The organism is Nocardioides ginsengisegetis, from assembly GCF_014138045.1.
Lineage (GTDB): Bacteria > Actinomycetota > Actinomycetes > Propionibacteriales > Nocardioidaceae > Nocardioides > Nocardioides ginsengisegetis.
Genome location: NZ_JACGXA010000001.1, coordinates 654,201 through 665,312, shown reverse-complemented (window position 1 = coordinate 665,312; position 11,112 = coordinate 654,201). Strand labels below are relative to the sequence as shown.

Annotated in this window: 12 protein-coding genes; 2 read left to right on the top strand and 10 right to left on the bottom strand. The window is 71.9% G+C overall.

What is annotated here, in order from left to right:
* Window positions 1-50: 50 nt before the first annotated feature.
* From FB382_RS03155 to FB382_RS03135, 5 genes are all read right to left on the bottom strand, one after another.
* On the bottom strand, window positions 51-965 hold the full coding sequence (locus tag FB382_RS03155; protein WP_182536738.1) for a glycosyltransferase: 915 nt from the start codon (window positions 963-965) through the stop codon (window positions 51-53).
* Window positions 962-1,882, bottom strand: coding sequence for a glycosyltransferase (locus tag FB382_RS03150; RefSeq protein WP_182536737.1), 921 nt, complete (start codon window positions 1,880-1,882; stop codon window positions 962-964). The genes FB382_RS03155 and FB382_RS03150 overlap by 4 nt, the downstream gene beginning before the upstream one ends.
* Before the next feature lie 190 nt (window positions 1,883-2,072).
* Complete coding sequence (locus FB382_RS03145) at window positions 2,073-2,357, bottom strand: GIY-YIG nuclease family protein (RefSeq protein ID WP_182536735.1); 285 nt, start codon at window positions 2,355-2,357, stop codon at window positions 2,073-2,075.
* Between the two features lie 198 nt (window positions 2,358-2,555).
* Window positions 2,556-3,908, bottom strand: a complete 1,353-nt coding sequence (locus FB382_RS03140) for an LCP family protein (RefSeq protein ID WP_246377081.1) — start codon at window positions 3,906-3,908, stop codon at window positions 2,556-2,558.
* 222 nt (window positions 3,909-4,130) lie between these two features.
* Complete coding sequence (locus FB382_RS03135; protein ID WP_246377080.1) at window positions 4,131-4,586, bottom strand: acyl-CoA thioesterase; 456 nt, start codon at window positions 4,584-4,586, stop codon at window positions 4,131-4,133.
* Between the two features lie 80 nt (window positions 4,587-4,666).
* Here FB382_RS03135 and FB382_RS03130 point away from each other — a divergent pair, with 80 nt between their 5' ends.
* A complete protein-coding gene (locus FB382_RS03130; RefSeq protein ID WP_182536728.1) occupies window positions 4,667-5,947 on the top strand; it encodes an LCP family protein in 1,281 nt (426 codons plus the stop codon).
* Window positions 5,944-6,819 (top strand): crotonase/enoyl-CoA hydratase family protein, encoded by an 876-nt coding sequence (locus FB382_RS03125; protein ID WP_182536726.1) that lies wholly within the window; start codon window positions 5,944-5,946, stop codon window positions 6,817-6,819. The genes FB382_RS03130 and FB382_RS03125 overlap by 4 nt, the downstream gene beginning before the upstream one ends.
* Here FB382_RS03125 and paaK read toward each other — a convergent pair whose 3' ends face one another.
* From paaK to FB382_RS03100, 5 genes are all read right to left on the bottom strand, one after another.
* Complete coding sequence (gene paaK / locus FB382_RS03120) at window positions 6,820-8,085, bottom strand: phenylacetate--CoA ligase PaaK (protein ID WP_182536724.1); 1,266 nt, start codon at window positions 8,083-8,085, stop codon at window positions 6,820-6,822. It abuts the gene before it with no gap.
* A complete protein-coding gene (gene paaI / locus FB382_RS03115) occupies window positions 8,085-8,513 on the bottom strand; it encodes a hydroxyphenylacetyl-CoA thioesterase PaaI (RefSeq protein WP_343055466.1) in 429 nt (142 codons plus the stop codon). The genes paaK and paaI overlap by 1 nt, the downstream gene beginning before the upstream one ends.
* A 36-nt stretch (window positions 8,514-8,549) precedes the next feature.
* Window positions 8,550-9,338, bottom strand: coding sequence for a sigma-70 family RNA polymerase sigma factor (locus FB382_RS03110; protein WP_182536722.1), 789 nt, complete (start codon window positions 9,336-9,338; stop codon window positions 8,550-8,552).
* A gap of 61 nt (window positions 9,339-9,399) precedes the next feature.
* A complete protein-coding gene (locus FB382_RS03105; protein ID WP_182536720.1) occupies window positions 9,400-10,137 on the bottom strand; it encodes a dienelactone hydrolase family protein in 738 nt (245 codons plus the stop codon).
* A gap of 639 nt (window positions 10,138-10,776) precedes the next feature.
* Window positions 10,777-11,064, bottom strand: a complete 288-nt coding sequence (locus FB382_RS03100) for a hypothetical protein (RefSeq protein ID WP_182536718.1) — start codon at window positions 11,062-11,064, stop codon at window positions 10,777-10,779.
* Between the last annotated feature and the right edge of the window lie 48 nt (window positions 11,065-11,112).

The following is an 11,112-nucleotide window of genomic DNA, read 5'->3' as shown; positions in this document are numbered from 1 at the left end:
AGGGGTGCTCTCCTGACGGTTGGGCCCTCGGGATTGACGCGGCGGCAAGTCTAGCGACGGTGGGGCGGGGGCTCGGGCACGCGACGCATCCCCCGCGCGGAGCCGATGGCCCGGATCACATTGCGCGCCTCGGCCCTGCCGCCCCGGACCGGGCTCAGCAGGACGACGGCGAGCGCGATCAGGTAGGGCTTGAGGCGCACGAGGAGGTTCTCCCCGTAGCGGAAGTGCACGACGAAGAGGTTGCGGAACATGTAGAACCCCTTCCACCCGGCCAGGTCGTGCTGCTGGTCGAAGTCGAGCTGGCGGACCAGCACGGCGTCGCGCACCGCCCAGATCCGGTAGCCGGCCCGGCGGGCGCGGACGGCGAAGTCCACGTCGTCGTAGAAGATGAAGTACGACGGGTCCGGGAACCCGATCGTGTCGATCACGTCGCGGCGGACCATGAACCCCTCGAAGGCGACGTTCTGGATCTCGACCCGCTCCGGCATCGCCGCGCGCGTGCCGAACTCCGTCTCGACCATGCCGGTCTTGGGCTTGATCGCGAGCGGGTTGCGCAGGTCGAAGCGGGTCGCGGCCTTCTCGACCAGGTGTCCGTGGGTGTCCTCGCGGACCGACATCAGGCACGCCTCGTCCTGGGCCATCAGCGTGGCCAGGCAGTCGGGCGCGGGCACGACGTCGTCGTCGACCAGCCAGATCCGGTCGAAGCCGGCCTCGTAGGCCTGCTGCACGCCGAGGTGGAAGCCGCCGGCGCCGCCGAGGTTCTCCGGCATCGTGGTGATCCGCAGCGGCAGGTCGTTGCGGCCCAGCACCTGGGCGGTGTGGTCGCTGCTGGCGTTGTCGATGACGAACACCGCATCCGGGGGGTGCGTCTGCTGGGCGAGCGCGTCGAGCATCCCGACCAGCAGGTCGGCGCGGTTGAACGTGACGATGACGACCGCGACGCTCTCGGGGGTCCCGGGCGTCACCGCAGGAACCTCCGGTGGCCGGTGAAGTCGCCGCGGAGGCCGGCGTACATGGCGCGGGCGCTGAGGGCGAGACGCGCGGGGCGCGGGCGGGTGAAGGTGTAGAACCACACGGTCTTGGCGACGAACATCAGGGCGTGCGGCCAGCCGCGGTAGTCGCGCAGGTTGAGCAGGTTGTTGCGGGCCATGCAGTAGTGCTTGAGGTCGCTCGGGCTGTGGTTGTACGTCGTCCTGCCGAACATCATCGGCGTGCCGAGCTCGCCCACGCTGGGGTGGCACACCCGGGCGTCGACGATCGTGCCGATCCGACCGCCGGCGCGCTCGGCGCGGAGGCGGTACTCGTGGTCGTCGCCCCAGATGAAGAACTCCTCGCGGGGCAGGCCGATCCGGTCGACCAGGTCGCGGGTGACCAGCACGCCGTTGAACGGGATCACCACGTCCCGGATCACGCCGTCGGGGGCCGCGGCGGCGACGTCGGCCATCCGGTGCACGACGCGGGTGCCGCCCGGGAGCCGGATCGGGAAGACCAGGCGGCCGGGGTCGGCCTCGTCGACCACGACCGGGCCCCAGAAGTCGAAGTCCCCGCGGTGGGCCAGCAGGGTGCCCAGCGAGTCGGCGTCGGGGAGCCCGTCGTCGTCCATCAGCCAGGCCAGGTCGGCGCCGACGTCCATCGCCCAGGCGAGCCCGTCGTGGAAGCCGCCGGCGCCGCCGCGGTTCTCGGTCAGGGTGTGGGCCCGGACACCGTCCTGGGCCGCCAGCCACTCCCCCGTGCCGTCGGTCGAGGCGTTGTCGACCACCAGGATCTCGTCGACCCCCGGCACCTCGCGCAGCCGCGCGACCAGCCGCTGGAGCAGCTCGAGCCGGTTGAAGGTGACGACGACGGCGGCGATGCGCGGGCGCACGGTCGGCTGGTCGGTCACGGCTCACACCCTAGGGGGACCGTCGGACATCCCCGAAGTCGTGGTGAGGAGACCCTCACCACGGACGCCGCTGGTGCTCGGTGGTGAGGAGCGAGCGCCAGCGAGCGTCTCGAAACCCCCGAGCACCCGGCACCACACCACTCGGTGGTTGAGGAGCGAGCGCCAGCGAGCGTCTCGAAACCTCCGAGCGCTAGGTACGACGGCGTGCAAGGAACGGCAGCACGTCGAAGTCACCCCGGATGAGGGCTTCCTTCTTCGCCCGACTCCAGCCGGCCAGCTGCTTCTCGAAGGCGAAGGCCGCGCCCACGTGCTCGAACTCCCCCGACCAGACCAGCGTCACCGGCCGGCGTTTGCGAGTGTAAGCCGCGCCTTCGTCCGTGCAGTTGTGCTGCCACACCCGGTGCTCGAGGTTGCGCGTGCTGCCCACGTAGTAGGTCCCGTCACTGCAGCGGAGCATGTAGACGAATGCGGCCATGCCCCAGACCCTGCTGCCCGTCCGCACCGGCGGCAACCAACCCCTGGCTCGCCTGTGGACGGCCGCGTGGATCAGGTGTGGTTTCGAGACGGTTGCCAGCGCAACCTCCTCAACCACCGAATCGCGATCCCCCACCCTCGGAGGTTTCGAGACGGTTGCCAGCGCAACCTCCTCAACCACCGAGGGCAGCAGCCAGGGTCAGCAGGCGGCGCCGAGGTCGTCGGACTGGTTGGCGGCGTAGCCGTCGTGGAGGGAGCCGACCGAGCCGCCGGTGACGACGTCGCCGGAGTGGCTGCGAGCCTTCGTGGGTGCGGGGGCGGTGCCGTCGGCGCGGGCGATCGCCTCCTTGACCTTGCGGTGGATCAGCCCGATGTCCGGCTGGGAGGTGACGATCATCGGGGGCACCAGCGACAGGGTCGAGACCTTCTGGCCCTTGGCCTTCAGCGCCAGCTGCATGAACGTGTCGACCTCGCTGGCCGGGATGTCGGTGGAGATCATCGCGGAGCTCGCCTTGGCGATCTGCTCGAAGTTCCGGACCGCGACCTGCGGGCTGATCTGGTTGAGCATGGCGTTCATGACGCACTTCTGGCGCGCCATCCGCGAGTAGTCGTCCGAGCCGTCGCGGGCCCGGGCGAACCAGAGGGTGTCATGGCCGTTGAGCTTGCGGACGCCCGGCTGGATGTAGCCGGTGACGTCGGAGCCGAGGCCGCCGACCGGGATCGGCGAGCGGACGTTGAGGGTGACGCCGCCGACGGCGTCGACAAGGTCCTTGAAGCCCTCGAGGTTGACCATGGCCCAGTAGTTGATGCGCAGGCCGGTGATGCCCTCGATGGCCATGATCGTGGCGTCGACGCCGGGGTTCTCCGACTTGGGGAACAGCTCGGTGTTGTCGCCGGCCCAGGTGCTGACGCCGTTGAGGTAGTCGGCGTCGAAGCCGTCGGGGAACTGCTCGTCCATGACCGTCCCCTTGCGGAACGGGAAGTTCTCCATGTTGCGCGGCAGCGCGATGAGGACGGTGCGACCGGTCTTCGCATCGATGCTGGCGACGGTCATCGAGTCCGGACGCAGGCCCCAGCGGCCGGCACCGGAGTCGCCACCGAGCAGGAGCACGTTGAAGCGGCCGTCGTGGGCGTCGGTGACGTGGTTGCCGCCGAACATCGTCAGCATGAAGTCGCGCTGGACGCCGACGAGGTGCGCGCCGAACAGCAGCGACCCGGCGACGGAGAGGCACAGCACGCCGTTGAGGCCGACGGCCGCACGGCGGTGCTGGATCGCGAGGCTGAGCGGCTGCCCGATCCGCCAGGCGTCCATGAACAGCCCGGCCCAGCCGATCGCGACGAGCATCAGCGCGAAGCGGAGCAGCCCGAGCAGCACGGTGTTCGAGACGAGGTAGAAGAGGAGCTCGTGCCAGAGCAGTCCGACGGCGAGCGTCAGCACGATCGTGATCGCGGACACGAACCAGATGCGGATCGCCGTACGCCCCACCTTGCGGTTGCCGGCCACGAGCTGGGCCGACCCCGGGAGGACGAGGGTCATCAGCATCAGGGCCATGGCCCGACGGAAGCGCACACGGGCCGCGCGGTCACCCGTCGTGAAACGGGACTGTCCGTGGCGGTCGTGCAACCCGGGGGAAGAAACGGGTGGCATCGAGATGCCTCTCTGCTGGTCGTGCTGTGGGGAAGAGGACGCCGGGGCGTCGGGATCGTGCCCGGCAAGTATCACCAGTCACAGGCGTCACAGAGAGGTACGACGCGCCGACGGCGACCGATCGGCTCAGTCCCCGCGGTGGCGCCCCGACTCGATCTCCTGCCGCTTGGCGAGCCGGTGCGCCCGCCGGATCTCGGCCTCGCGCATCCGGCGCACCTCGTCGGGCGTCTCCGGGACGAGCGGCGGGACCTCCCGCGCGCGGCCGTCCGCGTCGATCGCGACGAACACGAAGTAGGCCGAGGCGACGTGGAGCGCGCTGGTCGAGGGGTCGTTCCACGGCTGGGTCTCGACCCTCACGCCGATCTCCATCGAGGACCGTCCGGCCCAGTTGACCTGGGCGAACGTGCGCACGATGTCACCGACGTGGACGGGCTCGAGGAAGGCCATCTCGTCCATGGCGGCGGTCACCGCCGGACCGCCGCTGTGGCGCTGCGCGACCGCCCCGGCCGTGGAGTCGGCGAGCTTCATGATCTCGCCGCCGTGCACGTTGCCGAGCAGGTTGGCCTCGCGTCCCGACGTCATGATGGCCAGCGACACGCGCGCGTAGGAGGGTGATCGAGGACTCGTATCGGACGGCATGGCGGCACGGTAGCGTCACCGCCATGTCTGACCGTCCCCGTGGCAATGGCGGTCCCGAGGACGGGACTCCTGAGTACAACTGGCTCTACGGCAAGAAGGGCCAGCAGCCCAACGACGCCGACGCGACGCGCGCCGTCCCGCAGCAGCCGCGCCCCGACGAGACCCAGGTCATGCCGGCCGCCTCGAAGGACGCCCGCGGCCAGCAGGCGCCGCGACCGACCGACCCGCCGCGCCAGTACCGCCCGACATCCCGCCCCACCCCTCCTCCGGTCGCGCCCGCGCCGGGTGGGTCCGGCGGCTCCGGCCGCGGCTCCGGCCGCCGGTTCGGCGGGGGCCTGCGTCGCCCCCGGATCCGGCCCGTCCGCTGGGTCATCCTGCTGGTGCTGCTTTACATCGCCTACCTGGTTATCGTGCCGTTCTTCGCGTGGAGCAAGGTGCACAAGGTCTCGTGGGAGCCCGACGGCAAGCGTCCCGACGACCAGCCCGGCACGACGTACCTCCTCGTCGGCAGCGACTCGCGCGCCGGCCTCAGCGCGGCCGAGCGCAAGAAGCTCGGCACCGGCAACGCCGCGGGCCAGCGCACCGACACGATCCTGATCCTGCACACCGGCTCGGGCCCCAACCTGCTGATGTCGATCCCGCGCGACTCGATCGTCGAGATCCCCGGGCACGGCACGACCAAGATCAACGCCGCGTTCGCGTACGGCGGCGCCAAGCTGCTGACCCGGACCGTCGAGCAGAACACCGGCATCCGCATCGACGACTACGTCGAGATCGGTCTCGGCGGCCTGGCCGGTGTCGTGGACGCCGTCGGCGGCATCACCATCTGCCCGACCGAGGACATGGACGACAAGCTCGCCAACCTGCACGTCAAGAAGGGCTGCCAGGAGGCCGACGGCACCACCGCGCTGGGCTACGCCCGCTCGCGGCACACCTCCAACATCGGCGACATCGACCGCGTGAAGCACCAGCGCGAGGTCGTCTCCGCGGTCGGCGACGCGGTCGTGTCGCCGTGGACGTTCCTCAACCCGTTCCGCTACTGGAACCTGCTGACGTCCGTGCCCGACTTCTTCGCCTTCGGCGAGGGCACCTCGACGGTGCGCGCGGCCATGTGGGCCTCGGCGATGACGCACGTCGACGGCAAGAACGGCCTCAGCTGCGTGGTCCCGATCGCGGACCTGTCGGTGCGCTGGGACCCGACGCGCAGCAAGCAGATGTTCAAGTACATCATCGAGGACAAGACGTCCGACATCCCCCAGAGCCTGTGCACGCCGACCGGCCTGCCCAAAGGCGTGACGGGATGACCTCCTACGAGACCCTCGACTGGTCCGTCGACCCCGACGGCATCGCGACCCTCACGCTGAGCCGTCCGGACGCGCTCAACGCGTTCAACGTGACGATGGCGCGGGAGCTGGAGCAGGTGTTCCTGACCGACGCCCGTAGCGACGACGTCCGGGCGGTCGTCGTGACCGGCGCCGGTCGCGCGTTCTGCGCCGGCATGGACCTCTCCGCCGAGGGCAACGTCTTCGGGCTCGACGAGTCGGTGCGGCCGACGCCCGCCGAGCTGCGCGAGCACCTCACGGAGGCGCCGTACCACGACGGCGTGCGCGACACCGGCGGCCGCGTGACGCTCGCGATACACGCCCTCCCGAAGCCCGTCATCGCCGCGATCAACGGCCCGGCCGTCGGCATCGGCGCCACGATGACGCTGGCGATGGACCTGCGGCTCGCGTCGACCAAGGCCCGGATCGGCTTCGTCTTCGGCCGCCTCGGCATCGTCCCCGAGGCCTGCTCGTCGTGGTTCCTGCCGCGGATCGTGGGCGTCCAGCAGGCGCTGGAGTGGGTGTACGCCGCGGACATCCTCACCGCCGAGGAGGCACACGCCGGGCGGCTGCTCCGGTCCGTCCACGAGCCCGACGACCTGCTGCCCGCTGCCCTCGAGCTGGCCCGGAAGTTCGTCGTCGACCGGTCCCCCGTCGCGCTCGCCCTGGCCAAGCAGATGATCTACCGCAACGGTGCCGCTGCCGACCCGCTCGAGGCGCACCTGTCCGACTCGCTGGCGATGTACTGGACCTCGATCGGCGACGGGAAGGAGGGCGTGGCGGCCTTCCTGGAGAAGCGCACCCCCGCCTTCACGGGCAGGGCGTCCGAGCTGCCGGACATCTTCCCGGGCTGATCAGCGCTCGTCACGGATCCGCCGGGCCTTGCCGAGCGACCGCTCGAGCGCGTGCGGCGACATCACCTCGACGCGCGCGGTCACACCGATGCGGTCCTTGATGCGGCGGGCGAGCACGTCGCCCAGCGCCGCGTCGTACAACGGCGTCGCAGCCTCGACCTGGACGGTGAGCTCGTCGAGGTTGCCCGGTCGCGTCAGCACGCAGACGTAGTGCGGGGTGAGCCCCTCGACCGCGAGGATCTGCTCCTCGACCTGGCTGGGGAAGACGTTGACGCCGCGGACGATCATCATGTCGTCGGTGCGGCCGGTGACCTTCTGCATCCGCCGGAACGCCGGGAAGGCCGTGCCGGGCAGCAGTCGGGTCAGGTCGCGGGTGCGGTAGCGGATGACGGGCATCGCCTGCTTGGTCAGGGAGGTGAAGACGAGCTCGCCCTCCTCGCCGTCGGGCAGCACCTCGAGGGTGACCGGGTCGATGACCTCGGGCAGGAAGTGGTCCTCCCAGACGTGCAGCCCGTCCTGGGTCTCCCCCGCCTCCTGCGAGACGCCCGGGCCCATCACCTCGGAGAGCCCGTAGATGTCGACCGCGCGGATCCCCGACCGCGCCTCGACGGCCCGCCGCATCTCGTCGGTCCACGGCTCGGCGCCGAAGATCCCGACCTCGAGCGAGGTGGTCCGGGGGTCGACGCCCTGGGCCTCCATCTCGTCGAGGATCGCCAGGAAGTACGACGGCGTCACCATGATCACGCGCGGCGCGAAGTCCAGGATCAGCTGCACCTGCCGCTCGGTCATGCCGCCACTGACGGGGACCACGGTGCAGCCGAGCCGCTCGGCGCCGTAGTGCGCGCCCAGGCCGCCGGTGAAGAGCCCGTAGCCGTAGGCGACGTGCACGAGGTCCCCCGGCCGGCCGCCGGCGGCGCGGATCGATCGGGCCATCACCTCGGCCCACGTGTCGATGTCCTCGGCGGTGTAGCCGACGACGGTCGGCTTGCCGGTCGTGCCGCTGCTGGCGTGCACGCGAGCGACCTGCCCGCGCGGCACCGCGAACATCCCGAACGGGTAGTTGTCGCGCAGGTCCGCCTTGGTGGTGAACGGGAACCGCGCGAGGTCGGCGAGGGTGTGCAGGTCGTCGGGGGTGACGCCGGCGTCCTCGAAGGCCCGCCGGTAGTGCGGGACGTGTGCCTCGGCGCGGCGGAGCGTGGCGCGCAGCCGCTCGAGCTGGAGCGCCTCCAGGGCCGCCCGGTCCAGGTCCGGGACCTCGCCGGCCATCAGGCCTCCCCTCCTGCGAAGGCGCCGCCGATCTCCCGGGAGCGCCCCACGAACGTCGCGACGACGGTGTCGCCGGCGGTCACGGTCACGTCGTACGTGCCGTCGCGGCCCTCGCGCTCGCGCTCGACGGCGCGGGCGACGAGCACGTCACCGAGATGGGTGGGCGCCCGAAAGCGGATCTCGGCGCCCGCTGCGACGGTGACCCGGTTGTAGGAGTTGCAGGCGAAGGCGAACGCCGAGTCGGCCAGGCTGAAGGTCAGCCCGCCGTGCCCGATGTCGTGGCCGTTGACCATGTCGGGCCGAACGGTCATCCGCACCGTGGCGGTGCCGGGGCCGACGTCGTCCACGACCATGCCGAGGGCCTGGCTGGCCCGGTCGCCGGTCCACATGGCCTCGGCGCTGGCGCGCGCGATCTCCTGCGGGGTCACGCGGTCAGGTTAGCGTCGGGGCGGCCGGCAGAGGTGTCACGCCGCGTCGGGCTCGAGGCCCTCGCGGAGCTTGGCCAGCACCCGAGCCAGGAGCCGGGAGACCTGCATCTGGGTGACGCCGATCTGCGCGCCGATCTCGGACTGCGTGAGGCCGCTGCCGAAGCGGAGCTCGAGGATCCGACGCTCACGCGGGCTCAGGTCGCGCAGCAGCGGGAGCAGCGCGACGCGAGCCTCGGCACCACCGAACGCGGCGTCGGGCCCACCCAGCCGGTCGGTGGGGTCGCCGTCACCGCTGGGCGACGGGGCGTCCAGCGACAGGGGGGTGAAGCAGCCGTTGGCGCTCAGCGCGTCGAGGACCAGCTCGAGGTCGACGCCGAGGTGGGCGGCGAGCTCGGAGGGCCGCGGCGACCGGCCGAGCTGCTGGATCAGCTCCGCCTCGGCGGCCGTCAGGCGCGGCTGGAGCTCCTGGACCGACCGGGGCGGCCGGATCGTCCAGCCGAAGTCGCGGAAGTAGCGCCGGATCTCGCCCCGCATCGTCGGCACGGCGAAGCTGAGGAAGTCGGTCCCCTTGGTGGGGTCGAAGCCGCGGACGGCCTTGGTCAGCCCGAGGTAGGCCACCTGGTCGAGGTCGTCGTTGGCGATGCCCCGGCCGTGGTAGCGCCGCGCGATCTCGGTGGCGACCTCCATGTTGAGCCGGATCGCCTGGTCCTCGAGGGCGGCGCGGGCGTCCCCCTCGGCCGCGCGGGCCTCGACGAGGAGCCGCGTGGTCTCGACCCGCCGCCGTTCCTGGGCGGTGAGAGGTCGTTCGACCACAGGGAGAGTCACGTTGCCGACCCTCGCACGCACTGGTCTGGAGCGGCTCACCCGCGCGGGTGACGGTCCCGGATCAGAGAACGCGGCCGAACAGGTCCCGGAGCGCCTCGAAGTGCCGCTCGGTGGCCGCCTCGTCGTACGGCGCGGTGTCGGCCATCGTGTAGCCGTGCGCCGCGCCGGCGTACACCTCGTTGGTGTGCGTCAGCCCCGCCTCCGTCAGCGCGGCACCGAGGGCCTCGACCGCCTCGGGCGGCATCGACCGGTCCTGGTCGGCGTGGCCGTAGACGAACTCGGCACGGGCGTCCGCGAGCATCCGGTGCGGGCTGTCGGGTCCGTCGGTGACGAGCCCGCCGCCGTGGAAGCCGCCGACCGCGGCGACCCGCTCCCCCGCGAGGCCGGCGGTCCGGGTCGCCAGCCGGGCACCCATGCAGTAGCCGGTCACCCCGAACGGCTCCGTGGCGTGCTCGGCGAGCGCGTCGAGCCAGAGCAGCGCGTCGGGGTCGGAGAGGTCCGGCGTCAACCCGCGCACGCGCGGCATCACGCCCTCGAAGAACTTCTCGCGGTTCGCCGGCACGGTGAGGTCGGTGGTGGGGGCAAGATCGGCGGCCCGACCGTCACGGTGGAAGACGTTGGGCGCGAGCACGACGTACCCCCACGACGCGATCCGGTCCGCCATCTCCTCGATCCGCGGCCGCAGCCCGATCGCGTCGATGTAGAAGAGGACACCCGGGTGCTCCGAGTCGTCGTCGGGGCGGGTCAGGTAGGCCTCGGCGGGGCCTGCGGGGGTGTCGATCTCGATCGTGTGTCCCATGTCGTTCAACTTAACGGGGCGGGTGTCGCCCGCTTCGCGGGCGGGTTGCCGCTGCGCGGGGCTGCCTTCCCGGAACAGTCTCGGCGCGTGGGTGGTGGGGCCGGACGGTCGCTCCCACGTCGACGATGCGAGTCCCTATGCTCGCCGCGTCGCTCGCCACGGCGTGGTTTCCTGCCGGGCCGCCGCTGGGCGGCGCCGCGCCTCCCTTTGACGGGACCTCGCATCGTCGCCGCGTGCGCGCCCGCCCGTCCCCACGGCTCGCCGCCCGGCTCCCGGGCGGGCGGGAAACAAGGTCGGTCGACCACCCGGTCCGCGCTGCCGCAAGACGAGGGACATGCCGCGTCAGCCCAGAACGGGTCAGCTGGCGACCCTTCACCCCCGCCCGCCCGAGAGCCCGGGGACGGCCCGGGGACGGCGGGGCGAGCACGCGGGCCCCTCGCGAGGTCCCGTAAAAGGTCGGCGTGGCGCCGCCGACGGCGAACACGGAAGGAAACCGCCTGTAGCGGCGACACGGCGACCCCAGGGACTCGCGAGGGGACCGTGGGAGCGCCCCGTCGGCCCCACCCCGAAGCCCGACCTCCCGGGAAGGCAGCCCCGCGCAGCGGCAAACCGCCCGCGAAGCGGGCGACACCCGGAGCCTCACCTGTGCTGAACGTGCTTCCACCACTGCGACACCTCCGGGCAGCCCGGGACGGTGTGCGCCCAGGGGCCGCCGACGAAGCGGGGGTCGGGGAGGGACGGGCAGCGGGTGGGGTCGAGGGGGGCGGTCACGGGCGGGGGCGTGCTCTGCTCGACGGGGATCGCCGCGGCCGGCGTGCCGGAGAAGGATCCGGCCAGCAGGGCGGTGATCGCCGCGGCGGCGGCTCCCGCCGAGGCGGAGGTCCAGCTCCAGCGGGGGTGGCGGCGGGTGGTGGTGTGGTGGTTCATGGCGGTGCTCCTCGGTGGTGCGGGGCCGGATGCCCCGGGCATGTCACC

Coding starts and splice junctions, on each gene's coding strand:
- FB382_RS03145 (WP_182536735.1), bottom strand. CDS start 2,357: ATGGCCGCATTCGTCTACATGCTCCGCTGCAGTGACGGGACCTACTAC.
- FB382_RS03140 (WP_246377081.1), bottom strand. CDS start 3,908: ATGGCCCTGATGCTGATGACCCTCGTCCTCCCGGGGTCGGCCCAGCTC.
- FB382_RS03135 (WP_246377080.1), bottom strand. CDS start 4,586: ATGACGTCGGGACGCGAGGCCAACCTGCTCGGCAACGTGCACGGCGGC.
- FB382_RS03130 (WP_182536728.1), top strand. CDS start 4,667: ATGTCTGACCGTCCCCGTGGCAATGGCGGTCCCGAGGACGGGACTCCT.
- FB382_RS03125 (WP_182536726.1), top strand. CDS start 5,944: ATGACCTCCTACGAGACCCTCGACTGGTCCGTCGACCCCGACGGCATC.
- paaK (WP_182536724.1), bottom strand. CDS start 8,085: ATGGCCGGCGAGGTCCCGGACCTGGACCGGGCGGCCCTGGAGGCGCTC.
- FB382_RS03105 (WP_182536720.1), bottom strand. CDS start 10,137: ATGGGACACACGATCGAGATCGACACCCCCGCAGGCCCCGCCGAGGCC.
- FB382_RS03100 (WP_182536718.1), bottom strand. CDS start 11,064: ATGAACCACCACACCACCACCCGCCGCCACCCCCGCTGGAGCTGGACC.